The sequence below is a fragment of the Trinickia terrae genome (assembly GCF_005144415.1).
GTDB lineage: Bacteria > Pseudomonadota > Gammaproteobacteria > Burkholderiales > Burkholderiaceae > Trinickia_A > Trinickia_A terrae.
On record NZ_SWJE01000008.1, the window covers coordinates 77,745 to 101,751 of the forward strand.

27 protein-coding genes and 1 pseudogene are annotated in these 24,007 nt (G+C 63.2%); 16 read left to right on the plus strand and 12 right to left on the minus strand.

Annotated features, from left to right (window positions below; genetic code table 11):
- The first annotated feature begins 16 nt into the window (after positions 1–16).
- On the plus strand, positions 17–1,180 hold the full coding sequence (locus tag FAZ69_RS15435; RefSeq protein WP_136895946.1) for an SET domain-containing protein: 1,164 nt from the start codon (positions 17–19) through the stop codon (positions 1,178–1,180).
- Between the two features lie 207 nt (positions 1,181–1,387).
- Here the strand turns inward: FAZ69_RS15435 and FAZ69_RS15440 are convergent, their stop codons facing one another.
- Together FAZ69_RS15440 and FAZ69_RS15445 are read right to left on the minus strand one after the other, a co-directional pair.
- Positions 1,388–1,681: a DUF1330 domain-containing protein gene (locus tag FAZ69_RS15440; protein ID WP_136895947.1), complete on the minus strand. Its 294-nt coding sequence runs from the start codon at positions 1,679–1,681 to the stop codon at positions 1,388–1,390.
- A 145-nt stretch (positions 1,682–1,826) separates the two neighbouring features.
- On the minus strand, positions 1,827–2,960 hold the full coding sequence (locus FAZ69_RS15445; RefSeq protein WP_136895948.1) for an MBL fold metallo-hydrolase: 1,134 nt from the start codon (positions 2,958–2,960) through the stop codon (positions 1,827–1,829).
- 83 nt (positions 2,961–3,043) lie between these two features.
- Between FAZ69_RS15445 and FAZ69_RS15450 the strand changes: the two genes are divergently transcribed.
- Positions 3,044–3,658 carry a TetR/AcrR family transcriptional regulator gene (locus tag FAZ69_RS15450; RefSeq protein WP_136895949.1) on the plus strand — a complete coding sequence of 205 codons (615 nt, stop codon included), beginning with the start codon at positions 3,044–3,046 and terminating at the stop codon, positions 3,656–3,658.
- Between the two features lie 24 nt (positions 3,659–3,682).
- Here the strand turns inward: FAZ69_RS15450 and FAZ69_RS15455 are convergent.
- From FAZ69_RS15455 to FAZ69_RS15485, 7 genes and pseudogenes are all read right to left on the minus strand, one after another.
- Positions 3,683–4,717, minus strand: a pseudogene (locus FAZ69_RS15455) (alpha/beta fold hydrolase).
- 127 nt (positions 4,718–4,844) lie between these two features.
- Positions 4,845–5,498, minus strand: coding sequence for a glutathione S-transferase family protein (locus tag FAZ69_RS15460; RefSeq protein WP_136895950.1), 654 nt, complete (start codon positions 5,496–5,498; stop codon positions 4,845–4,847).
- Between the two features lie 119 nt (positions 5,499–5,617).
- Complete coding sequence (locus FAZ69_RS15465; protein ID WP_136895951.1) at positions 5,618–6,313, minus strand: alkylmercury lyase family protein; 696 nt, start codon at positions 6,311–6,313, stop codon at positions 5,618–5,620.
- Entirely contained in the window at positions 6,310–7,335 is a 1,026-nt protein-coding gene (locus FAZ69_RS15470) for a threonine ammonia-lyase (RefSeq protein WP_136895952.1), read from the minus strand. Before FAZ69_RS15470 ends, FAZ69_RS15465 begins: the two co-directional genes overlap by 4 nt.
- A gap of 47 nt (positions 7,336–7,382) precedes the next feature.
- Positions 7,383–7,667, minus strand: a complete 285-nt coding sequence (locus FAZ69_RS15475) for a DUF3303 domain-containing protein (protein ID WP_136895953.1) — start codon at positions 7,665–7,667, stop codon at positions 7,383–7,385.
- A 145-nt stretch (positions 7,668–7,812) separates the two neighbouring features.
- Positions 7,813–8,241 carry a lytic transglycosylase domain-containing protein gene (locus FAZ69_RS33275; protein ID WP_169708661.1) on the minus strand — a complete coding sequence of 143 codons (429 nt, stop codon included), beginning with the start codon at positions 8,239–8,241 and terminating at the stop codon, positions 7,813–7,815.
- A 472-nt stretch (positions 8,242–8,713) separates the two neighbouring features.
- Positions 8,714–9,880 carry a phytanoyl-CoA dioxygenase family protein gene (locus FAZ69_RS15485; RefSeq protein ID WP_136895955.1) on the minus strand — a complete coding sequence of 389 codons (1,167 nt, stop codon included), beginning with the start codon at positions 9,878–9,880 and terminating at the stop codon, positions 8,714–8,716.
- A gap of 93 nt (positions 9,881–9,973) precedes the next feature.
- Between FAZ69_RS15485 and FAZ69_RS15490 the strand changes: the two genes are divergently transcribed.
- Positions 9,974–11,014, plus strand: coding sequence for a LacI family DNA-binding transcriptional regulator (locus FAZ69_RS15490; RefSeq protein ID WP_136895956.1), 1,041 nt, complete (start codon positions 9,974–9,976; stop codon positions 11,012–11,014).
- A gap of 112 nt (positions 11,015–11,126) precedes the next feature.
- Here FAZ69_RS15490 and FAZ69_RS15495 read toward each other — a convergent pair whose 3' ends face one another.
- Positions 11,127–11,507, minus strand: coding sequence for a hypothetical protein (locus FAZ69_RS15495; RefSeq protein ID WP_136895957.1), 381 nt, complete (start codon positions 11,505–11,507; stop codon positions 11,127–11,129).
- A 218-nt stretch (positions 11,508–11,725) separates the two neighbouring features.
- On the opposite strand from FAZ69_RS15495, the gene FAZ69_RS15500 reads away from it, so the two are divergent.
- From FAZ69_RS15500 to FAZ69_RS15525, 6 genes are all read left to right on the plus strand, one after another.
- On the plus strand, positions 11,726–12,163 hold the full coding sequence (locus tag FAZ69_RS15500) for a MarR family winged helix-turn-helix transcriptional regulator (protein WP_136895958.1): 438 nt from the start codon (positions 11,726–11,728) through the stop codon (positions 12,161–12,163).
- A gap of 70 nt (positions 12,164–12,233) precedes the next feature.
- Positions 12,234–13,796 carry a DHA2 family efflux MFS transporter permease subunit gene (locus FAZ69_RS15505; RefSeq protein ID WP_136895959.1) on the plus strand — a complete coding sequence of 521 codons (1,563 nt, stop codon included), beginning with the start codon at positions 12,234–12,236 and terminating at the stop codon, positions 13,794–13,796.
- Between the two features lie 86 nt (positions 13,797–13,882).
- Positions 13,883–14,320, plus strand: a complete 438-nt coding sequence (locus tag FAZ69_RS15510; protein ID WP_136895960.1) for a MarR family winged helix-turn-helix transcriptional regulator — start codon at positions 13,883–13,885, stop codon at positions 14,318–14,320.
- 60 nt (positions 14,321–14,380) lie between these two features.
- Positions 14,381–15,907: an efflux transporter outer membrane subunit gene (locus tag FAZ69_RS15515; protein WP_136895961.1), complete on the plus strand. Its 1,527-nt coding sequence runs from the start codon at positions 14,381–14,383 to the stop codon at positions 15,905–15,907.
- A gap of 80 nt (positions 15,908–15,987) precedes the next feature.
- Positions 15,988–17,289 carry an HlyD family secretion protein gene (locus FAZ69_RS15520; protein WP_136895962.1) on the plus strand — a complete coding sequence of 434 codons (1,302 nt, stop codon included), beginning with the start codon at positions 15,988–15,990 and terminating at the stop codon, positions 17,287–17,289.
- 144 nt (positions 17,290–17,433) lie between these two features.
- The gene (locus FAZ69_RS15525; protein ID WP_136895963.1) at positions 17,434–17,730 is read left to right on the plus strand and encodes a hypothetical protein; all 297 of its coding nucleotides are present in this window, start codon (positions 17,434–17,436) and stop codon (positions 17,728–17,730) included.
- Positions 17,731–17,992: 262 nt separating this feature from the next.
- On the opposite strand, the gene FAZ69_RS15530 is transcribed toward FAZ69_RS15525, so the two are convergent.
- Both FAZ69_RS15530 and FAZ69_RS15535 read right to left on the minus strand, forming a co-directional pair.
- Complete coding sequence (locus tag FAZ69_RS15530) at positions 17,993–18,289, minus strand: hypothetical protein (RefSeq protein ID WP_136895964.1); 297 nt, start codon at positions 18,287–18,289, stop codon at positions 17,993–17,995.
- Between the two features lie 212 nt (positions 18,290–18,501).
- Positions 18,502–19,422, minus strand: coding sequence for a LysR family transcriptional regulator (locus FAZ69_RS15535; RefSeq protein WP_136896320.1), 921 nt, complete (start codon positions 19,420–19,422; stop codon positions 18,502–18,504).
- A gap of 175 nt (positions 19,423–19,597) precedes the next feature.
- On the opposite strand from FAZ69_RS15535, the gene FAZ69_RS15540 reads away from it, so the two are divergent.
- The 7 genes from FAZ69_RS15540 (at position 19,598) to FAZ69_RS15570 (ending at position 23,989) form a co-directional block, all read left to right on the plus strand.
- Complete coding sequence (locus FAZ69_RS15540; RefSeq protein WP_136895965.1) at positions 19,598–20,353, plus strand: SDR family oxidoreductase; 756 nt, start codon at positions 19,598–19,600, stop codon at positions 20,351–20,353.
- A 71-nt stretch (positions 20,354–20,424) separates the two neighbouring features.
- Positions 20,425–21,063: a glutathione S-transferase family protein gene (locus FAZ69_RS15545; protein ID WP_240702252.1), complete on the plus strand. Its 639-nt coding sequence runs from the start codon at positions 20,425–20,427 to the stop codon at positions 21,061–21,063.
- A gap of 11 nt (positions 21,064–21,074) precedes the next feature.
- Complete coding sequence (locus tag FAZ69_RS15550) at positions 21,075–21,440, plus strand: nuclear transport factor 2 family protein (RefSeq protein WP_136895966.1); 366 nt, start codon at positions 21,075–21,077, stop codon at positions 21,438–21,440.
- Positions 21,441–21,517: 77 nt separating this feature from the next.
- On the plus strand, positions 21,518–22,117 hold the full coding sequence (gene wrbA, locus FAZ69_RS15555) for an NAD(P)H:quinone oxidoreductase (RefSeq protein ID WP_136895967.1): 600 nt from the start codon (positions 21,518–21,520) through the stop codon (positions 22,115–22,117).
- Positions 22,118–22,213: 96 nt separating this feature from the next.
- Entirely contained in the window at positions 22,214–22,774 is a 561-nt protein-coding gene (locus FAZ69_RS15560) for a cytochrome b (protein WP_136895968.1), read from the plus strand.
- Positions 22,775–22,782: 8 nt separating this feature from the next.
- Entirely contained in the window at positions 22,783–23,343 is a 561-nt protein-coding gene (locus tag FAZ69_RS15565) for a YceI family protein (RefSeq protein WP_136895969.1), read from the plus strand.
- Between the two features lie 67 nt (positions 23,344–23,410).
- The gene (locus tag FAZ69_RS15570) at positions 23,411–23,989 is read left to right on the plus strand and encodes a YceI family protein (RefSeq protein WP_136895970.1); all 579 of its coding nucleotides are present in this window, start codon (positions 23,411–23,413) and stop codon (positions 23,987–23,989) included.
- Positions 23,990–24,007 lie beyond the last annotated feature (18 nt).

Here is a 24,007-nt window from a genome sequence, read left to right on the forward strand (position 1 = left end):
CCCAGGCGATCGCGGCATGCGTCTTAGCATGGCTTGTCCGATCGCCCATTCGACCGTTATGCGCCCTATCGTCTCCCCGGTGTCGCGCGAGCACACCCGTTACTCCCCGGCCGACGCCGCCGGTCTGATCGCCGCCGTGGCGGCGTACGACTCGGCCGGCGAACAGTTGCATGCGCTCGAAGCCCATATTTCCCGATGCTTCGAAGCCGTCGAAGACATCGGCGCCGACAAGCCGAGAAAGGATGCATTCTGGTCGATCGCCAGGAAGATTCTCGAGCAAAGCAGGCAGTTGATGTCGGCGGAAAGCAGAGCGGTGCTTCACGCCGAGCAGGCAGCCGGGACATCCCCCCAGTTCTGGAACGGCAGCTGGCCATGGGCGGAGAAGATGCGAAGCGAGATCGGTCCGCGTCCACCCTTGACACTGGCGTGCCTGACTCTGCCGGCGCGTGCCCATCACGAGCTTCGCCTGTTCAATCTTGCGCTTGCCACCGTCAACCACGTCCTATGGGACGAGGCTCCGCGCGCGTTTTCGTTTCCCATGCGGCGCTATGCTGCCGAGCTGGACGGAGCGTATCCGTTCCGCTGGCCGGACGGGTCAGCGGCCATTGTCGAGGTCGGCCCGAATCCCGCTCTCGATCGGGCCGTGTTGACGCGCATCCGGCCATACGTCGATCCAACGCTGCCGAAGGCCGATCGCGAATGCTTGTATCGGGAGAACTTCTATTGCCGGCGAATGAATGAAGACGATTTGCTCCAGCCGGGGGAGCGCGCCCTGATCGGCCAGTGGGGCGCGTTTGCCAGGCGTCGAATTCCGGAGGGCGTTTGCCTCGGCGTGTATGGCGGTACGCTGCTGGACCACGAGAGCACGATCATGCTCGCGGATCGGCGCCACCTTGCGAACGTGTCCTCGGCTGACGGTCCGGATTACTTCGTGAACGGCGAGAACATCACGTCACTGATGAACACCCGGTTTACATTCGACGCGCAAGGGCACATCGCCGCTCAATCCACCGGGCCGTACAACGTGCGCGCACAGGCGTTCGAGGCGTCAACGGCCGGTGGAATCCCGCTTTCGCTTATCGCCTTTTTTTCATCGCAAGACATCGAGCAGGATGCCGAGCTCCGCTGGAATTACGGACACGACGAAACGGCGCTGGTCAGGAATGGGCTGCGTGGCTGAGACCGGATGGCCCACAAGGAAGTCTTCGATACCAACGACTACGCGTCATGCTTACCGTAGTGTTTGGTAACGAGTTCGACGATATCCCTCGGGCCCCTAAAGGGAAGCCGCCCTCGTGCTTGACTCTCCTTGAGAAACCCGGGGGGAGGCGCTGTGGGCCTCCATCGCGGTCTTCACATGCGGTAGAGCGTTTGCTGGTCCGTCAGCCTATTCGACGCCGCGAACGATGCGGACATCGCGCTCGACGCCGTCGCCCAGGGCTTCAAGCGCTTTCTTGTAGGCGTCGCTTGTGTATGCGGCAACGGCGTGCTCGTAGGTCGGAAACTCGATCACGACCGTGCGTTCCTTCAAGCCTTGTTCATGCGCTTCCTCGGCCACGGCGCGCACGAGGAACTTGCCTCCGGCGGCCTCCACGGCGGGCATCGCGAGTTGCGCATACGCTGCGAGCTTCGATGGGTCCTTCGTCGCGCGGTATGTGTTTACCCAGTATCCCTTGCTCATTTGAATTTCCTTGGTTAACGACGGAAGCCGTATGTTCGCACGTTTGACCAATGAGATTGGGGATGGGGCCGCTGTGCGTTTGCGTTCGCGACGTATGATCGGATCTCCAAGCCGATCATGTGCGAGCCATTCATGCCATCGGCGGCTAGCCCTGGGAATTCGCAGTTCCGGCATTTCGGCAGTAGCGCCCACGCCGCCGCGCCGATGATGTCTCCACGCTCTCGACAACCTCGCGCCACCACCGCTCGCCGCGATGCGGAGCGGCCAGGTCCAGGCGCTCGCCCATGCGCGGCGTCGAAAGCGCGATGCCGCGCGCGGCGGCGAGACCCGTCACCCGTTCGAACGGCTCCTGCCAGCGATGCATGGCCAGATCGAACGTGCCGTTGTGAATCGGCACGAGCCAATCGCCCCGCAGATCGACATGCGCCTGCACGGTGTGCTCGGGCTGCATGTGGACGTAGGGCCATTGCGCGTCGTAGGCGCCGGTTTCGAGCAGCGTCACGTCGAACGGGCCGAGGCGCTCGCCGATGGTCTTGAAGCCGTCGAAGTAGCCGGTGTCGCCGCTGAAGAACACGCGCAAATCGCCGTCGACGATCACCCACGATGCCCACAGCGTGCTGTTGCCGTCGAACAGGCTGCGCCCGGAAAAATGCTGCGAGGGCGTTGCCGTGAACGACAACCCGTCGATCTGCGTGCCTTGCCACCAGTCGAACTGGCGCACCTTCGCGGCATCGACGCCCCATTCGATCAGCCGGTCGCCGACGCCCAGCGGCGTCAGGAACACGCCCGCCGTTTCGGCGAGGGCGAGCACCGTGTCGCGATCGAGATGGTCGTAGTGGTCGTGGGACAGGATCACGCCGCGCAGCGGCGGCAGGTCGGCGAGCGCGATGGGCGGGGCATGGAAGCGCTTCGGGCCGACGCGCCGGAACGGCGAGGCGCGTTCGGCGAACACCGGATCGGTCAGCCAGAACTGGCCGCGCAGCTTGAGCAGCATGGTCGAATGCCCCAGGCGGTACAGGCTGCGGTCTGGCGCGGCGTCGAGCTGCTCGCGGGTGAGCGCGTCGATGGGCAGCGCGCCTGCCGGAGCGGTGCCGCGCGGCTTGTTGAACAGTACGTTCCAGGCGATCCGCAAGGTCTTGCCGAAGCTCTCGGCCGGACGCGGCGCGACGTTGCGAAAGCGTTCGCCGTCGTGCTGCGGCGACGAGCCGGACAGCTCGCGTCCGCGTTTCGCGGCGGTGAGACCCAGAACACGGCTGATGGAATCGGGGAGCGATGGCATAGGACGGAATCGAGATGAAAAGTACACCGAGCAGTGTAGTTTGTTTCTCGAGAAAGTAAACTGCCGGGTGTAAAATTTTGCGAATGGAAACGAGCACCATCCCTCAACGCCTGACCGATCGCAAGCGCGTCGCCATTGTCGATGCGGCTATCGAGGAATTCCTCGCGGCCGGGTTCGACGCGACCAGCATGGACCGCATCGCTGCCCGCGCGAATGTCTCCAAGCGCACGGTCTACAACCATTTTCCCGGCAAGGAAGCGCTGTTCGCCGCAATCCTGACGCAGCTTTGGGACGCCTGCCAAACGGGCAATGCACCCCTCTATCGCGCCGACGAACCGTTGCGCGCGCAACTGCTCGAACTGCTGATGCGCAAGCTGCGGTTCTTGAACGACGAAGCGTTTCTCGCGCTTGCGCGTGTCGCGATCTCGACGGGCATTCGTTCACCGGAACGGGCGCGCGAGATGGCGGCGCGGCTGGGCGAGCGCGAGGAGGACTTGACGGTGTGGATACGCGCGGCGGCGGCCGACAAGCGTCTCACGACATCGGACCCGGTGTTCGCCGCGCTGCAGTTGCAAGGGATCGTGAAGGCGTTTGCCTTCTGGCCGCAGGTGACGATGGGGCAGCCTCCGCTTAGCAAGAGCGAGCAGAAGAAAGTGGCCGAGGCTGCCGCGGATATGTTTCTGGCGCGATATGCGTGAGCGGCCTGCGGCCGCGACGCGCGCTCAGTAACTCGCCACTTCGATCACCGCATCTGCAAACGCCTTGGGCGCTTCCTGCGGCAGATTGTGGCCGATTCCACCGCTGATGGTCCGGTGCGCGTATTTGCCGGAGAACTTCTTCGCATACGCTTGCGGCTCGGGATGAGGCGCGCCGTTCGCGTCGCCTTCGAGGGTGATCGTCGGCACGGCGATCACCGGTGCTGCGGCGAGACGCTTTTCCAGCGCGTCGTATTGCGGTTCTCCATCCGCCAGGCCCAGCCGCCAGCGGTAGTTGTGGATCACGACCGCAACGTGGTCCGGGTTCTGGAAAGCCGCCGCCGATCTCTCGAAGGTCGCATCGTCGAAGTTCCATTTCGGCGACGCGAGCTGCCAGATGAGCTTCGCGAAGTCGTGCCGGTTGGCTTCATAGCCGAGCTTGCCGCGCTCGGTCGCGAAGTAGAACTGATACCACCACGCGAACTCCGCCTTCGGCGGCAGGGGCGCCTGGTTGCCCGCCTGGCTGCCGATCAGGTAGCCGCTCACCGAGACCAGCGCCTTGCAGCGCTCCGGCCACAGCGCCGCGATGATATTGGCCGTGCGCGCGCCCCAGTCGAAAGCGCCGAAGATCGCCTGCTGGATCTTCAGCGCATCCATCAGCGCGATGATGTCGACGGCGACGACCGACTGCTGGCCGTTGCGGGCCATATCGCTCGAAAGAAACCGCGTCGTTCCGTAGCCGCGCAGGTACGGAACGATCACGCGATAGCCCGCCGATGCGAGCCGGGGCGCGACGTCGACGAAGCTGTGGATGTCATAAGGCCAGCCATGCAGCAGGATCACGACGGGGCCGTTGCTCGGGCCGGCTTCGGCATAGCCGACGTTCAGCAGGCCGGCATCGATCTGCTTGATCTCCGCGAAGGATGCATTCGACGTTGTTGCGTTCGAGCCTTAAGCGGACTGCGCGTGCGCGAGTCGGCTCAAGAGCAGCTCCATTGAGCCGAGGCCGACGGCCGCCGTTCCAAGAAAGCGCCGCCGGCGGGGATTGATCTCGTTCGGCATCGTTGAATCTCCTCTTCAGGTTTCAAGATGTCATTGGACCGCGCGAACGTATCGCGCTTGTGTCGGCTACTCCGTGGCGCTGCAATGTTTTGTATCCGGGTCGGGGCCGGATACATTGGGATACAAATCACACCCAAGGCTGCACGAGTCCTTCGGTCTTCATCGCCCGCATGACAGCCGGCCGCGCCAGCACGCGTTGCAGATATTCTCCAAGCAGTGCGCGCTCGCGCGCCGGCTTCGACATGCCCCGCGTCCATCGGCACAGCATCAGCGCGTACGGATCCAGCACCGTGTATTGTCCGCCGAGCAGCCAAGGGCCCTCGGTCGATTGCAGCTGGCTTTCCAATTGATCCAGCAAGACGGAGATCTTCGTCTCGGCATGCGCCTTGACCTGTGCCGCGCCGGAAACGTTGCCTTCATCCACCCACCGTTCCGGATAGAAGTAGGCGATCAACGCACTCTGGAGTGTATTGCCAAGCCACATGAGCCATTTGTAGAACTCGGCGCGCGCGGGCGTTCCCAATGAAGGGGCAAGGCCGTGCTCCGGATGCGTGTCCGCAAGATGCAGGCAAATGGCGGCGGTCTCGTACAGCACCAAATCGCCATCGATCAGTACCGGAATGAGTCCGTTCGGATTGAGCTTGAGATAGTTCGGGGATTTGTGCTGGTTTCCTGTTCGGTCCACCAGCGCCAACTCGAACGGCTTACCTATTTCTTCGAGCAGGATATGAGGCGCCATGCTCGCGTTACTGGGGTAGTAAAAGAGCTTTTTCGTTGTCATCTTGCTGAGCGTTGCTGGTGTTCGTGCACGCGTTTGAGGGAGGGAGGGTTCAGTGCGGCGAGGCCCGCCGCCATCCGCGGTAGCCAATTTGCCGTCGCGTATTGTCGCCGAAGCGGGCGCTAATAGCGTTCTGTCGACGTGTCCAGCTGCCAAAAATCGCTCGACAAGCCAGTCGCTCGAAATATCTCCATGGCTTGAGAGGGCGTCCATTTCTCCCAATCTGGGCCAGCATGGTGCGAGTACCAGCGCGTTGCCAATTCCGCCAATTGTGCAATCGGCATGATTTCGCCTCGCGGCAGCTGATGCCGTTTCGTCCATTCCGTAATGTCGTCGGGGGATCGAAATGGAAGCAGGCGAGAGCAGAAATAGTGGACGTTATCCCAGGCCTTGCGAGGCGGCTCCGGGAAATGGACGAAAAGATTCGTCTCCGTCGGGACGCCGTCCACGACATTCACCTGGACCGGTTCCGCCTCCCCTCCCAGCCGCGCATGCACGGTCAGCCTGCCCTTCACGAGCGCGGCGATACCGAGGGCGCACCACATGCACGGCGCCCACCATCCTGTCTTGCCGGCCTGCACCCACGTATGGGTAGGCGAAGTCGAGAACGGATGCATCACCCACACCTCGGGCCGGCCCGGATGCAGCACGACGCCATGAGACGCCTGGAGGCGCAGGAGTCCACGCTCCACGTCGTCGACGCTTGCCGTTAGTTTTTGCGCCAGCTGTTCGTTGGTTGGAGCGTGACCTTCGTTCATGAATGTCACGATGACATGGTGGTGCAAAAGGGAGTCGAACGGTTTCAGGTCCTGGGTCATGGCGGCAATCCCTCCGAGAGGATCGAAGCGAAGATGTCGAGATCGATGCTCCCGCCGCTTAGCACCGCGACTACGCGCTGTCCGGCAAAGAACGGGTGGCTGGCGGCCGCGAACGCCGCTGCACCGGCGCCTTCGACCATGAGGTGATTGTGCTTCGCCAACTGACGAACAGACTGAGCCGTTGCCGCGAGAGACGAAACGACCACGCCGTCCACCATCGCATCGAGGAAGGGCCAATTGGAATCTAGCACCGTTGAGACGCCGATGCTCGTGACGAAGGAATTCGGATCAACCGGCACTTCGACCGGACCTCCCGCCGACATCGCCGAGAACAACGGTGTCGCCGCTTCGGTCTCGCACGCGTAGACTCGCGCGCGAGAGCGCCACAACGAGCACGCGAGAGCGATGCCCGTCACGAGTCCGCCTCCCCCGAACGGCACCAGGATCGCGTCGACATCCGCTTGGTCTTCGACGATCTCCTGCCCGATGGTTGCATTGCCAACGATGACGTCGCGGCCCGAGCACGGGTGAACGAACGTTCCGCTTTCGTCCGCAGGGGGACGGCCGCACAGGATGGCCCACCACGTGTCGAGATCGGTTTCGATAACTTGAGCGCCCAATTCCCGAAGTGCCGCAACCTTGCTTTTCGCGGCGGCCGGTGTGACGTACACCCTCACGTCGACCTTGCGCGCCCGTGCGGAATGCGCCAACCCGAGAGCGAAATTTCCGGTGCTTGCCGTGTAGACGCCCTTTGCGAGTTGCTCCGGCGAGAGGTTGGAGATCGCGTTCAGCGCGCAGCGTATCTTGAACGAACCGCGCGGCTGCAAGTTCTCCGGTTTGAGCAGTATCGAACGATCGCCGGATTGCACCTCGCAGGATAGAAGCGGTGTGTGGACAATTTCCTTTCCGAGCGCGCGTGATGCGTGCTCGATTGCCTCACGCGTAACGTCTGACAGATAGTCCGCTCCGGTTCCCCGGCAAACCAGCGCTTTACGAGGATGATGCAGGATGTCCGGCAACATGATCCGGCCTCGGCTCGATCAGCGGCATGACCAGCTTGCCGTTGCACCTACTTGAGCGACGCTTGATAAGCCGCCAGCGCTGCGCCCAGTTCCTCGTCGTTCAACGCGGGGGTCGTGGTGAACGAAAGCAGATCGCCCCATTGAATCAGCCACGCGGCGAGTCCGTTTGCGTCCGCCGCTTCGGCGATCGCGACGCCGCCGATCTCGCCGATCGCGTGCCAGCGCCCCAGCAGCGTGACATTTTCGGGCGGAAGTCCGCCGGTTTTCATGAAGCGCTCAATTGCCGACAGTTGTATCGACGGCTGCCCTTTCCATTGAACAATGAACTTCATGTCGCACCTCCACACGATCGCAGATAGAGCGCCAGACCATCAGGCGCTCAAATCATCTTAGGCGAGCGTGTTCCTTGGCATCGGCCAGAATTCAGCCTTTGCAAGGCATCCGTCATGTCATCTCTGCTGCTCGGCCGGAATATGGTCAGGTCGCCAAGCCCGATTGCTGCGCAGCCTGCATCACTTTCGTCACGTAGGTCGGGTCACCGGTGCCGGCGGGCGTCGAGTTCAGGTTGTTGAGGTCGACGCCGTTCGGGCCGGAGTTGTACGCGCGCAGCGCGGCCTCCATGTTGCCGCCGAACTGGGACGAGAGCGACTTCATATATTTCGCGCCAGCCATGATGTTGTCGGCCGGGTTCGACATGTCGCCGCCGCCGTATTGCTGGAACTCGTTGGGGCCGAGCTGCATCAGGCCGCCGCCAGGCGTGTTCGCGATGCCCTTGGACTCCTGCCAGATCTGGCCCGCGAGGATGCCGGGAGGAACGCCGGTGGCTTGCGAGGCCGCCGCGATCTGATCCTTGTACTGGCTCGCAACTTGTGAGGGCGTCATGTCGCCGCCGGAGGACGGTTGCATCGTTGTTCCAGAGGTCGAATCCGCCGAGGGCGTGCCCGTGCTCGGAGTGCCTGCGCTCGGAGTGCCTGTGCTCGGGGTGCCTGTGCTCGGCGTGCTCGCGGCCGGACTCGGCGCGCCCCCGCCACCGCCCCCGCCGCTGACCGGGCTACCGCCTCCGCCTGATCCAGGGTCGTTCGAACTTTGCTTCATTTGACTCAAAATCTGCTGCAACTCTTCGAGAATGGTCTCGATAAGCTGCTGAAATTGACTGTTGTTCGTGCTGCCTGTTCCGCCAAGTTCGGTCATATTGGGCGATGTGAGCCCCGAAACCGCCGTCGTGGACATGTTTCTTCTCCGTGTCAGGATAACGTTCGTGTCGAGCAAACTTCAAAATCGGTCACAGCACGACTGACTATATTTCGGAGCGGCGAGGCGGGCGGGGGCGATACGAAGATTTCGGCGGATTGGCGAAGCGGTCAGATGCGGTCGGCGATCATCGCGTCGTCCGGCGCCAGTCGTAGTCCCGTAGCGCGTTTGCCAGTTTGCCGGCCGGCCACGCTTCGTCCAGCGCCCGGCGCACGATCGCCTGCTGGCTTTGGGGCGCAAGTCCACCCAGCGGCGGGTCGCGGTCGAGGTTGGTCGGGAACGGATACCCCTCGGCGCATGACGCGATGACCGCATCGATCTCGGCTGTGCTCATCCGGTGGGCGGCACGGGCTTCGCGCAAGACGGGATACACCGCCTCGCACATCCGCCGGCGGTCGAGCGTTTCCATGGCCCGTCCGTACGCCGACGAAATCTGCAGCAGGTTGGCCATGCGCTGGACGTCCGCCGTGCGATTGGCCCCTGCGGCATGGAACAGCGCCGGGTTGAAGAACAGTGCGTCGCCCTTCATCAGCGGCAACTGCACGAAGTGCGCTTCGAAATACTCGCGGAAATCCGCGCGCCGCCAGGCGAGGTAGCCCTCGGCGTAACGTTGCGAATACGGCAGCAGCTTGGTCGGCCCGCTCTCGACGGGCATGTCGCTGTGAGCGACGGCGCCTTGCAGGGTCAGGAAGGCGGACATCCGATGCACGTGCGCCGGATAGCGCTCCGCTTCTTCGACTGTCTGGAAGCCGAGGTGGTAGTCGCGATGCGCTTGCTGCGCTTCGCCGCCGGGCCTGACGACATTGACCTGCGACGTCATCTGGTAACACGGGCCGAGCCAGGCGTGTGCCGCGGCTGCCAGCATCGGATTGGCGAAGTAGCGGGCGAATACTGCCGGAGCTTGCAGGCAGAGTTTTTCTTGCGCGTTCCAGATGCGGTCGTTCGCGCCTGCCTTTGCGAAGTGATCGCCTCCGCTCGCGCCGGCAGCGCGTTCGCTGCGAATGATGGATTCGAACACGGCGGTGGTTTCATCGACCGGTTCGACGTCGGCAAAGGCTCGTTGGAGCACCAGCACGCCCGCGCCGTCGCAAAGCACGCTTGCCCATTCCGCTTGAAGCGCAGCACGGCGCGCAGTGTCGTTCACGATGTCGCCAAGCTCGCGGCAGTCGTACAGGGGAATTCGCTGCTGAACGTCCGCCGCAAATCGCAGGGGCGTCCCGGCATCGCATTCCACCCATTTCGAAAACGCATCCAGCGAGCAATCGCGCTCGGTGTACCAGTTCCCGGTCGTCATGTCTCTCTCCAATTTCGATCAAGCATAGCGCCTGGGAGCGAAGACGAACTATCATGAAACCATCAAAAACACATCAATACCGAGGCGTTGAAAATGGCTCGCCGGTTTCTTATCAAGGAGATAGCGCTTCAAGCGGGTGTCGGACTGGCGACGGTCGACCGCGTGCTCAACGGACGCGCCCACGTTCGCGAGCACACGCGCAAACGCGTCGAGCAGGCCATCAAGGAGCTCGAGAAGCAGGAGCAGCAACTGGCGACCGCCGGGCGCAAGCTCATCATCGATGTGGTGGTCGAGGCGCCCTCGAGATTCGCCGATGAAATCCGCGATGCGCTCGAGGCGGAATTGCCGGGGCTGCATCCCGCGGTGTTTCGGCCGCGCTTCCTCATGCGGGAAACGATGACGACGGAAGAGGCCGTCGAGACGCTCGAGGCGATTGGACGTCGCGGCAGCCACGGGGTGTTTCTCAAGGCGCGCGACGTTCCCGAAATCGCCGACGCCATTGGCGAGCTGCAGCGGCGCGGCATCCCGGTGGTGACGACCTTTACGGATATTCCGCTGTCCGGCCGCATCGCCTATGCGGGGCTCGACAATCGCGTTGCGGGAGCGACTGCCGCCTACCTTATTGGGCAATGGCTGGGGCGCAGATCCGGCAATGTCCTGATCACGATGAGCGACGAACGGTTCCGCGGCGAAGAGGAGCGGGAAATCAGCTTCCGCCGTGCGCTGCGCACACGCTTTCCACGGCTCGCGCTGACCGATGCCAGCGGCGGACACGGCCTCGATGAACCCACCGAAAAGCGCGTGCTCAGGGTGCTGGCTCAGGATGTCAAGATCGCTGCGGTCTATTCGATGGGAGGCGGGAACCCGGCCATCCTGAGGGCCTTGAAGACGAAGCAGCAGTCGCCGGCATGCTTCATCGGACACGATCTCGACAGGGACAACGTGAGTTTGCTGCGTGAAGGCAAGGTCCAGGCGATTCTGCACCACGAGCTGCGGCAGGACATGCGTTCGGCCTGCCAGCACGTGATGCATTTTCACAAGCTGCTGCCCGCGGCGGCGGTGTCGCCCTCATCGTCGGTCGTCGTGGTGACGCCGGAGAACATTCCCGACCATATCGCAAGCCGGTTTCGCTGAGCGCTCTCCAGCATGATCCAGCATGAAAAAAGGGGCGAGCCCGAAGACTCGCCCTCAACGGCGCATTCAGCGTTGTGACTGGCGCGCTGATGTGCGCCGAAGACCGATGACGTTATTGCGTCTTCACAGCCGCATCGGTCTTGGCGTCGGCCTTCACCGGGGCCGTGGCGGCGTCGGTCTTGGCTTTGTCCGCGCTCGCTTCGGTGCCTTGCGTCTTCTTGCTCAGCTTGTGCGCATGAGTCTTCTGGGCATGCACGGCGGACTTCTTCTTGGCATGGACTTCGGCGTTCGCCTTGTCGGTTGCGGTGCCGGCTTCGTCGGTCGCCACGGCTGTCTTCGTTGCACCGTTTTGCACTTCGGCGCTGGCCTTCAGGTTTGCCTGGCCGGCTTGGGTCGGGGTCGTTGCCGCGGTCGACGGCGCAGGTGCGGCGGTCTGTGCGAAAGCCGTCGAAACGAGCAGGGCGGAAGCGAGAGCAGCGAAGATCGTCTTCATGTGTGACTCCTTTTTCAGGGCGGCTGAGAAAGTTCAGCGCTGCCGGTTTAACGGGAGCCGGACGACAGGTGTTGACGCCGATCTGGTGACAAATCGTAAGCGGTGTGAGCAAATCAGACCGCCGCGCAGGACAGCGCGCGCTTCGCTCCCCCATTAAAAATTTTTTGCATATATCTGCATTGTCAGATATAGTTCGCGTCAGACAATGGAGGCGATCAATGAGCTACCTGGTCAACGACGATTTCGAGCGAACCAAGAACCTTGTCTTCGCGCTCAGCAAAGCCCGCAATCTGGTGGCGGCGGAGCTGGAGGCTGGGCTCAACGATGTCGGCATCAATGTGCAGCAACTCGGCGTTCTGGTGGCGCTGGCGCGCGGCAACGCGAGCACTCCGGCCGAGCTGTCGAAGCTGCTCGGCGTCAATCCGGGCCGGATGACCCGCGTGCTGGACGAGATGGAACGCAGCGCCCTGGTGCAGCGATCGCGCAACGGCAACGACCGGCGCGTGGTCGACGTCGCGCTGACGCCCGAGGGGCGGCGGACCGCGGCGCTAAGCGGACAAATCGTCTCCACGGTGCGGATTCGGCGGCTCTCGCGCTTCACGACGTCCGAATTCGACGTCTTGAGCGCGCTGCTTTGCAAACTGCTCGACGCCTGACGCGGCATTTTTTTACCCGAATATCAGACATGTCAGATATCTGCCGGATCATCGATATAAAGGACGCAGCATGAATCCCTCGACCAGCCCGGGCGCACCCAAGCCCTTGACCGGTTTCAAGTTCGCACTCGGCACGTTCGCCGTGGCGCTCGCCACCTTCATGAACGTGCTGGATTCGTCGATCGCCAACGTCGCGATCCCGACGCTCTCCGGCAACCTCGGCGTCTCGATCGACGAAGGGACCTGGGTCATCACGCTGTTCGCCGCGGCCAACGCGGTGTCGATTCCGCTGACGGGGTGGCTCACGCAGCGGGTGGGGCAAGTGAAGCTGTTCATCGCGGCGATCCTGCTGTTCGTGGTGTCGTCGGCGGCGTGCGGGCTGGCGCCGAACCTGCCGGTGCTGCTCATCGCCCGGATCGTGCAAGGGGCGGTGGCCGGTCCGCTGACGCCGCTGTCGCAGGCATTGCTGCTTTCCAGCTTTCCGCGGCACAAGAGCTCGAGCGCGCTCGCGCTGTGGGCGATGACCGCGACGGTCGGGCCGATCGCGGGCCCGGCGCTGGGCGGCTGGATCACCGACAACTACAGCTGGTCGTGGATCTTCTACATCAACGTGCCGGTGGGCCTGTTCGCCGCCGGGGTGACCTGGGTGCTCTACCGCGACCGCGAAACGCCCGCGCGCAAGCTGCCCATCGACAAGGTGGGCCTGATCTCGCTGGTCGCCTGGGTGGCGACGCTGCAGATCATGCTCGACAAAGGCAAGGACCTCGACTGGTTCAATTCGCCGACGATCTGGGTGCTGACCATCGTGGCGGCGGTCAGCTTCGTGTTCTTTCTGATCTGGGAGCTCAATGAGGCCAAGCCGATCGTCGACTTGCGGCTGTTTTCCGGGCGCAATTTCTTCGGCGGCACGGTGGCGATTTCGGTGGGGTACGCGATCTTCTTCGCGAATCTCGTGCTTCTGCCGCAGTGGATCCAGGGTTTCCTCGGCTATCGCGCAGTGGATGCGGGCTTCGTGACCGCGCCGCTCGGGATCTTCGCGGTGCTGCTCGCGCCGGTGCTGGGCAAGTTCATGCCGCGCTGGGACATGCGGGTGCTCGCCACGCTGGCTTTCGTCGGCTTTGCCGGCGTGTTCTTCATGCGCTCGCTCTACACGACGGACGTCGACGCCTATACGCTGGTGCTGCCGACCCTGCTGCAGGGGATTCCCACGGCGCTCTTTCTGACGCCGCTCACGGCGATCATCCTGTCGGGGCTGCCGCCCGAGAAGATTCCGGCGGCGGCGGGCTTGTCCAACTTCGTGCGCGTGTTCGCGGGCGCGGTGGGCACGTCGCTCTTCACCAACGCCTGGAACGACCGGACGATCCTCCACCATGCGCGGCTCGCCGAGCAGACGAGCGTCGACAACCCGGCTTATGTCGGCGGCATCGGCCACTTGCAGACGGCGCTGAACGCCGGCGCGCCCAAGGCGACGGCCTTCTTCGAACAGGCGCTCAACGCGCAGGCGACGATGCTGGGCCTGAATGACATCTTCTGGATCTCGGCCGTGATCTTCATCGTCATCGTCCCGCTGATCTGGATCACCAAGCCGGGCAAGGGCGCTGCAGCAGGCGCCGCGGCTGCGGGCGGCCACTGACCCGGTGGCAAGCGAAAGCAGGAGCTTCCTCTTGACGAAATCTGACATTGCAGATATTGTTTCGATCAACATCATAGGAACGCGCCATGAACCACTACACGCCCAAGAACTTCATGCTTACGCAGACCGTCGGATTCGCGCTCGTCAAGGCGCGCAACCTGATCGTCGCGGAAATGGACGCGGCGCTCAAGGACCTCGACATCACCAGCCAGCAGATGGGCATCCTGCTTTCGCTGAGGCAGGGCTCGGCCACCACGCCGTTCGAGCTGTCGAAGCTGCTGGGGATCGACACGGGGCTGATGACGCGGATGCTGGACAAGCTGGAAGCCAAGGACTTGCTGGAGCGCTCACGCGATGCGGAGGATCGCCGCGTGGTGAATCTGACGTTGACGGAAAAGGGCGTGGAGGTGGCGGCGCAGATTCCGGAAATCGCGCCGGATGTCCTGAACGCCCGGCTGCGGAAATTCACCAAGGCTGAGTTTGAGGAACTGAACCGGCTGCTTCGCAAGTTCAGCGGCGATTGATCGAACGTTGCGGCCTTGCCGGCCGCACTTTTTTCACCCATTAATCTGACAGGTCAGAAAATGAATGCGCAGACTTCGAAATCCGGCACCCGCACCCGTGCGTTGAAACTGGGGGTGTCGGCGATCTTCGCGGCCGTGCTGTCGGCATGTGCGAACTATGCGGGCATCCACAGTGACAAGCAGATCGCGAAGCCGCAGCAGTACGAGACGGCCAAGAGCCTGCCGGCCGAGCAGGGCCGCTGGCCCGCTGCCGACTGGGCCGACCAGTTCGGCGACGCGCAATTGAAGGCGCTGATCGCCGAAGCGCTCAAGGGCAGCCCGACGCTCGAGCAGGCGCGTGCGCGCGTGGCCCAGGCGCAGGCTTATAGCGAGACCGCGAAGGCGAGCACGATGCCGCGCGTCGATGCGGACTACTCGTTGACGCGCCAGCAGTACAGCAGCAGCGCGCTGGTCCCGCCGCCGTATGGCGGTTCCTGGCAGACCGAGAACAAAGGCCTGCTGACCGCTTCGTACGATCTCGACCTGTGGGGCAAGAACCGTGAAGCGCTGAAGGCGGCTGTGTCGGATGAGGAAGCGAGCAAGGCCGACGAGGAAGCCGTCAAGCTCACACTGGACACCGCGATCGCACGCACCTACAACCAGCTCGCCCGCCTCTACGTGCTGCGCGACATCGCGCAACAGGAAGTCGCGCGCCGCGAGCAGATCGATCGCGTGACGGCCGGCCGCATTGCGACGGGACTCGATACGGAAGTGGAGCGCAAGACCGCGCAGGCGGATCTGGCGACGAGCCGCGCCGCTGTCACCGCGCTCGACGGCAGCATCCTGACCACGCGCTACCAGCTGGCTGCGCTGCTCGGCGCGGGCCCGGATCGCGGTCTTTCGATCGAGCGGCCGCAGCTTGGCGTCGGCGACGACGTGCGCCTGCCCGGCAACCTGCCCGCCGATCTGGTGAGCCGCCGCCCGGACATCGTCGCCGCCCGCTGGCGCGTCGACGCGATCACGCACGAAGTGAAGGAAGCGAAGGCCGAGTTCTATCCGGACATCAACCTGAGCGCCGCGATCGGCTTCGACGCGTTCGGCTTCGGACGCTTCCTGACCGCCGCGAGCCGGACGGCCTCGGCGGGTCCGGCGATCCATCTGCCCATCTTCGACGCGGGCGAGCTGCGCGCGCAATTGAAGGGCCGCTACGCGGAGTTCGACTACGCGGTGGCGACCTACAACCAGACGCTGGTCGGCGCGTTGAGCGACGTCGCCACGCAGCTCGCGCAGATCCGCTCGAGCGACGCGCAGCTCGTCGATGCGCAAGCCGCGCAGCAGGCCGCGCAGGGCGCCGACCAGCTCGCGATCACGCAGTACAAGGCGGGCCTCACGAACCAGTTGACCGTGCTCAATGCCGATGTCACGGCGCTGAACGCCGATGAAGCCGTCGCCAACCTGAAGATGAACCGCCGCGACCAGCAGATTGCGCTCGCATCGGCGCTGGGCGGCGGCTATGTCGATACCTCGGCGGATGCGATCCGCAGCGCGGATGCTTCCGCGTCGAGCAACCAAGGCAAACCTTCCAACCCCACCGTCGCCGCACGTTGAACGGCACGTTCGCGAACCGATTACGGCTGGCCTGGAGTAAGCGCTGAAGCGCTAACTCTGGCCGACACAGGAGAATAGAAATGAGCGAAACCATCACGTCCGGCCGCGAGACGGCGGACCACATCGACGAAAACGGCAACACCGGCGGCGCGCAAGCCGCTCCGTCACGCAATAACGCGAATGCCGCGCCCCCGGGCCGCCGCAAGCTGTTGCTCTCGCTGCTCGGCGCTGCCGTGGGGATCGCGAGCGCGGCCTACGGCACCTACTACTTCACGGATGGCCGCTACCACGAGACGACCGACGACGCCTACGTGAGCGGCAACCTCGTGCAACTGACGCCGCAAGTCACGGGCACCGTGGTCGCCGTCAACGCCGACGACACGCAGATCGTGAAGGCGGGTGAACCGGTCGTGACGCTCGACCCGGCGGACGCGCGCATCGCGCTGTCGAACGCCGAGGCGTCGCTGGGCCAGACCGTGCGCCGCGTGAGCAGCCTGTACGTGAACAACGACTTCTATGCGGCGAACGTGGCGCAACGCGAGTCGGACCTCGCGCGCGCCAACGACGACCTGCGCCGCCGCCAGGCGGTCGCGAACACGGGCGCCGTTTCCGCCGAAGACATCGCTCACGCGCGCGATGCGGTCAATGCCGCGCAGGCCGCGCTCGATGCCGCTCGCCAGCAGGGCGAAGCGAATCACGCGCTGACCGACCGCACGACCGTCGAGCAGCATCCGGACGTGCAGGCCGCCGCGTCGAAGGTGCGCGACGCCTATCTCGCGTATGCGCGCAATACGTTGCCGGCGCCGGTGACGGGCTATGTGGCGCAGCGCCAGGTTCAGGTCGGCCAGCGCGTGTCGCCGGGCACGCCGCTGATGGCGATCGTGCCGCTCGACGGCGTGTGGGTCGACGCGAATTTCAAGGAAGTGCAGCTCAAGCGCATGCGCATCGGTCAGCCGGTTACGTTGACGGCGGATGTGTATGGATCGAGCGTCAAGTATCACGGGCGGATCGAGGGCTTCTCGGCGGGTACGGGCGCCGCGTTTGCGACGCTGCCTGCGCAGAATGCGACGGGGAACTGGATCAAGATCGTGCAGCGGTTGCCGGTGCGGATTCTGCTCGACCAGCGGGAGTTGGAGGCGCATCCGCTGCGGATCGGGTTGTCGATGGATATCGATGCCGATACGCACGACGAATCCGGCACGCAGCTTGGGGCGGCGCAGAATACGCAGTACCACACCGATGTGTTTGAGCGCTATGGCGAGCAGGCCGATGCGGAGATCGAGAAGATCATCGAGCAGAATGAGATGGCTTCGCGGGCGGTGGCGGGGAAGGCGGGGGTGAAGAGTGTGGCGGCGCGGGATCGCGCGAGTCATGCGGGTTGAGGGTTGGACGGCGGGCGGCTTCTCCGAGAGTCGCGCGGATGAGGGCGCTTCGCATGCGAAAGATGGTGAGGGTGCGCCGCGGTTGGTGTCGAGTCAGCGTCGTGTTTCGGTGGGCAAACCGGGAAATGACACTTCGAGGGAAGGATGAACATCATCGATCATGAGCCGCATATGTGGTTTCTGGCAGAAGAGAACGGAACGCTATATCTTGACGCCGCATGCTCACATGGCGCGGTTGGATACAACTTCCTGATCGAGCTGTCCTCCCAAGAGTTAGCGGAATATCACAGTCAGGGACACGACTATCTGAATCGGCTTGCCGAGGACATACACAATTCCGCTCCAGCGTTGGTTAATAGCTTTTCAAAATATAAAGGCCGGAAACTCGCACCTGAACTGTCGGAGAGGTTCAACGTCGCCCTTCGGAATTGGCGAGGTTAGCCTCTTGCCCGCATGTGAACAGTGACATAGCGAGCTTTCTGCTCAACAGGGGGTAGTCTGAACGAATAAGGCTGCGTTCGGGGTATCTAAAGTGTCCGAGGTAAATCGGCAAACACCGTAACTGTTTGGCATTACCGGTCCATAACGAGCCTCGCGCCCAGACCGAGTAGAACGGTTACCAGCGCGAATGGGCACCGAACGGGTGCGCTAGGAATTGATTGGAAAAAGTGCCCGCTCCCCGAGGGAATCGAAAAAGGCGACTTCATCCTCCCCAAAAGTCACGATGCGTTGCGCCTTCGGATTTGTAGCAATCCACTTCCGCTGGAGGACACTTTTCTCCGCCCGTGAGGGCATAGACCAACTCTCCATCAGGCGTGATTTGGTGCCCTGCGCTCGGTTCCGGCAATGAGAACGAGTTGACTACCTCGCCGGTCGCCTTTTGGACTTCTAGCGTCGTTCCTGGCAGTTTTCGCGACAGAACCTCTTGGCTAATGAAAGAGCTGTGTTGGGTGCCGCTAACTTTTCCCTGTTTCTTTGGACTGGACTTGGCTTTCTTCATGTGTTCGAGGCCATTTGGAGCTGCATTTGATGGCGTTGAAAGAGTGCCGAAAGTGCATTGAGTTCCGCGAGAAAGGTGGCCGGAAACGCCCTCGCGGGTGAGCAGGCTGGTGTCCAGCGATCGGATGCGGAGAGAGGGACATGGGCGTGAGTTGGCTGGGTTCCGTCGAAAGCATACTCGGCTGCCGTGATGGCCAGATAGCTTCCAACCCATCAACATGTTTCCGCGCGCCACTCCGCTGTGGCGAGTTTGGCGATGAAGAAATCCGCCAACGCACTAACCTTCGCCGGCCGCGCACGTGCAGTCGGCGTGACGAAATACAACCCCCCTTCAGGCAACCGCCAATCCGTCAAAATCGGTTCAAGCTGTTTATCCGCGAAATACTGCGTAGCGACAAACTCCGGAAGCTCCGTAACAGCAAGCCCCGCGAGAAGCGTAGGCAATAACGCTTCCACGCACGTTCCCCGCAACGCCCCGGTCGGCGTAATCGTGCATTCCTCGCCGCCTTTATGAATAAAACGCCAAACATCGCGCCTATTCCTATTGGCGTAAGTAAGACACTGATGCGCGCCAAGATCATGCGGATGCTGCGGACGGCCATAGCGCGACAGATACGTTGGCGACGCCACAACAAACCTGCGCACGGGCGCAATGAGACGTGCGGTGAGCGACGAGTCCTCCAGGATGGCGATACGAAGGGCCGCATCAAACCCATCGCCGATCAGATCGGCATGCGCATCCGAGAGATGCAGATCCACGGAAATGTCCGGATAGGTCCGGAAGAATTCGGGCAGCAGCGGGGCGACCCAGCGAGTGCCGAAGGAAAGCGGCGCAGCGAGCTTGACCAGGCCGCGAGGCCGGCTCGAGGTCTCGCGCGCGAAATCCTCTGCGTCCTCGGCGTCGGTGTAGATTTTCGCCGCTCGCTCGGCAAGCATGTGCCCGTAGTCCGTAAGCGCAAGCCGTCGTGAGGTGCGGTTGAAAAGCCGTCCCCCCAGCCGCTCTTCAAGGCGGGTGACAGCTCGCGAAACCGTAGCCACGGAAACACCCATCGCCGCTGCCGCACCAGCAAACGAGCCCTCTTCGGCCACCTTCGCGAACATCGCGAATCCTTCAAAATCCGGTAATTTTGACATCGACATTTTTGCAACGATGGTTTGCATTCGTTTCTATTTCAAAAAATAGCACGAGGCCATAAATTTGTCTCGTCGCAGCTTTGCATGGGGCCGGAGCAAGTGCTGAAGCACTTACGCCAGCCGACAGCTAAAGCGCTAACTCCAGGCAACCACAGCATGGGACGGGAGATAGATCATGGTCCGCAAACTAGAAGGAAAGATAGCCGTTGTCACCGGAGGCACGACTGGTATCGGTCTCGCCACCGCCAAGCGCTTTGTGTCGGAGGGCGCGCGGGTCTTCGTGACCGGCCGCCGTCAAGCCGAGCTCGAAATCGCCGTTGCGGCGATCGGGCCGAGGGCGATCGGCGTGCAGGCCGATTCCGCCAATCTCAGCGATCTCAACCGGCTCTATGAGCGCGTAAAGAAAGAGGCAGGCCGCATCGACGTGCTGTTCGTCAATGCCGGCGGCGGCACGATGCTGCCCTTGGGGGCGATCACCGAAGAGCAGTACGACGACACGTTCGGCCGCAATGTGAAGGGCGTGGTCTTCACGGTGCAGAAGGCCTTGCCGCTCCTGGTCGACGGCGCCTCGGTGATCCTCACCGCGTCCAATGTCAGCATCAAAGGCACGCCGGCGTTCAGCGTCTATAGCGCGTCGAAGGCCGCGGTGCGCAACTTTGCCCGGAGCTGGACGCTCGACCTGAAGTCTCGCGGGATCCGCGTGAACGTCATCAGCCCAGGCCCGATCAAGACGCCAGGCCTTGTCGATCTGGCCGGCCCCGATGCCGCGCAGCAGCAGAGCATGCTCGACTACATGGCGTCGACCATTCCGCTCGGGCGCATAGGCGATCCCGACGAAGTCGCGGGCGCCGCCGTTTTCCTCGCCTCCTCCGATTCGAGCTTCGTCGCCGGCACCGAGCTCTTCGTCGATGGCGGACAAGCTCAGATTTGACGTACAGGCCTCTCGATTCCAGCAGCCATTCATGCGCCGCCACGGGCGGTCAAACCACGAAGGACATTCTCATGAGCACCATGCTCGAAGTTCACGCATTCGCCACGGCCAACAGCGTCAAAGTCCCCATCGCACTGGAAGAGATGGGACTCGACTATCGGCTCGTTCCCGTCAACCTGCGTCAGGGCGAGCAGAAGACTGAAGCCTTCAAGGCAATGAACCCCAACGCGAAGGTTCCGGTTCTTGTCGACCGCTCCGCTCCCGGCGGCGGCGATGTGGTGCTCGGCGAGTCCGCCGCGATTCTGGTCCACCTTGCGGAGAAGACCGGACAGCTTCTTCCGAAGGATGGCCCGCAGCGCGGCAAGGTCTTCGAGCAGCTTTTCTTCCACGCGTCAGGCCTCAGCCCGGCGTTCGGGCAGGCTTTCGTGGCCGGGATCCAATCGCCGCCGCAACCCGAGGCAAAAGCGCGTGCGCTGGCGGAGGTGGAGCGGACGCTGGGCGTGCTCGATCACATTCTCGAGCATCAGCCGTATGTCGCGGGCGACGAGTACAGCATCGCGGACATCGCGCATTTCGGGTGGGTGTGGCGTCACAAGGCGATCGGCGTGACCCTTGAAAACTTTCCGTTCGTCGCGCGTTGGCATGAAGAGATCTCGACGCGCCCCGCTGTTATTACCGCGATCGCTAAAACGATGGCGCTTGCTCAATAAGGAGAATGGTCATGAACGACCGTATCCATGAGCTGCTCTATCGCAACCTCCAGGAAGTCTTTGGCGAAGGCGACGCAACGCGCCGTCGCGCGGCCATCGAGGAACTCTATACCGAGGACTGCGTGCTCTATGCGCCGCCGGGTACCGCCACCGGGCGCGATGCGCTCGACAAATTCGCCGGCGATCTCCGCGCGACGCACCCGCATTTCGCTTATGCGCCGCATGGCAAAGCTCAGGCCCTGCACAATGCCGGCCGCCTTGCCTGGGGATCCGGCCCGCGCGGCGAGGCGCCCGACTATACGGGCGTGGATGTGATCATCGTTCGCGACGGGAAGATTGCAGCGCTCTATGTCTTCCTCGATTCCATGCCGTCCTAGCCGCGTGGTCATGCTCGTACGATCCCACGCAGTTTCTCACCGCGGCATCGCCGCATAGATGGAGATAGGAGTTCGAAATGTCGAAAGTTCTAGTGCTGTATTACTCCTCGTATGGCCATGTCGAAGCGCTTGCGGATGCCGTCGCCGAGGGTGCGCGCTCGACGGGCGCCACGGTCGACGTCAAGCGGGTGCCGGAAACCGCGCCGGAGGAAGTGGCCAAGGCCGCTTACTTCAAGCTCGACCAGCAAGCGCCGGTTGCAACGGTCGCCGAGCTCGCCGGCTACGACGCCATCGTCGTCGGCACGCCAACCCGTTTCGGCCGCGTCTCCTCTCAGATGGCGGCGTTTCTGGATCAGGCCGGCGGCCTGTGGATGAGCGGCGCGCTGAACGGCAAGGTCGGCGGCGCCTTCACGTCGTCGGCCAGCCAGCACGGCGGCCAGGAAACGACGCTGTTTTCGATCATCACCAACCTGCTGCACTTCGGCATGACCATCGTCGGCCTGCCGTACAGCCACCAGGGGCAGATGACGCTGGACGAGATCGTCGGCGGCGCGCCCTATGGCGCCACGACCATCGCCGGCGGACAAGGTCAGCGCCAGCCGAGCGCCATCGAGCTTGCCGGCGCGCGCCATCAAGGCGAGCTGATCGCCAAGACGGCAAACAAGCTGTTCGGCTGATCGTCGTTCGCACCGTCTACGCACGAACGGGACGGCCAGGCGGATTCACGCCCGGCCGGCGCCGTTCCCCACTTTTCGCCTGATCGAGGAACTGTGATGGCTTCGAATTCTCTGCCGGCGGCGCCGGCCGGCTATACGCGGACCGCGGTCGCGCTGCACTGGCTGATCGCGCTGCTGATCGTCTGCGGCTTCGCGCTCGGCTGGGTGATGACCGACATCCCCGGCTTCACGCCGGCGAAGCTCAAGTACTTCTCGTGGCACAAGTGGATCGGCGTGACCGTGTTCGCGCTTGCGATCGTGCGCGTGCTGTGGCGCGCGACCCACGTGCCGCCGGCGCTGCCGGCCGGCATGCCGGCTCTGCAGCGGATCGCCGCGCATGGCGTGCACATGCTGCTGTACGTGCTGATGCTCGCGATTCCGCTGACCGGCTACCTGTACAGCTCGGCGTCGAACATCCCGGTCGTGTACCTGGGCATCGTGCCGCTGCCGCGCCTGATCGATCCCGATCCGGCGCTCAAGGAGATCTTCAAGACGCTTCACGTCTCCTTGAATTACCTCCTGCTTGCGCTCGTCGCGATGCACGTGCTCGCGGCGCTCAAGCATCAACTGCTGGACCGTGACGGCCTGCTGTCGCGGATGCTCCCCTTTGCCAAATGAAGGATCTCATGAACATGTCTTTCTCCCGCTCCATGGCGGCTGCGTTCGCCGTGGTTTCGCTGGCCGCGTCGGGCGCGGCGCTCGCTGATGCCGATCTCGCGAAGAGCAAGGTGTCCGCGATCTCGAAGCAGATGAACGTGCCGACCGAGGGCGTGTTCAAGAAATTCTCCGCGCAGATCACGTTCGATCCGTCGAAGGCGGCGCAAGGCAGTGCGCAGGTGTCGATCGACGTCGCGAGCTTCGATCTCGGCGACAAGATGTACAACGACCAGGTCGCGGGCAAGGACTGGTTCGACGCGAAAGCCTATCCGCAGGCGACCTTCGTATCGACGGCGATCGCGCCGGCCGGCGGCAACAAGTACAACGTGACGGGCAAGCTGACGATCAAGGGCAAGACCGAGACGCTGACCGTGCCGGTCACCGTCACGCAGGCCGGCGCGACGCAGACGTTCGACGGCGTGCTGCCGATCAAGCGCTCGGCGTTCGACGTCGGCACGGGCGAATGGAAGGACACGTCGATCGTCGCCGACGACGTGCAGATCAAGTTTCATATCGTTGCCACGAACTAAGCGGGGCGGCGTTGCATCACCGATACCGCGCACGGGCGCGGCAACTTAACGTTTCAAGGAGATTGATTTGAAGAAGCATCTGATGATTGCGGCGGGCGCGCTCGCCGCCTCGCTTTCGTTCTCGGCATTCGCCGACACGGCGACGTACCAGTTCGATCCGAACCACACGTACCCGAGCTTCGAGGCCGATCACTTCGGCGGCCTGTCGGTCTGGCGTGGCAAGTTCGACAAGTCGAGCGGCACGGTGACGCTCGATCGCGCGGCGAAGACGGGCACGGTCGACGTGACGACCGACCTCGCATCGGTCAGCACCGGCAACACCAAGCTCGACGAACACCTGCAGTCCGCCGAGTTCTTCGACGCGTCGAAGTACCCGGCAGCGACCTACAAGGGCACGATCAAGTTCGAAGGCGACAAGCCGGCCGAGGTTGTCGGCAACCTGACGCTGCACGGCGTGACCAAGCCGCTGACGCTGAAGATCGATTCGTTCAAGTGCATGCCGCATCCGATGCTCAAGCGCGAAGTGTGCGGTGTCGACGCGATCGGCGAATTCGATCGTGCCGACTTCGGCGTCGACTACGGCAAGACGTATGGCTTCAACATGAAAACCAAGCTGCTCATCACGGCCGAAGCGATCAAGCAGTAAGCCGTCGTGCCGGCACGG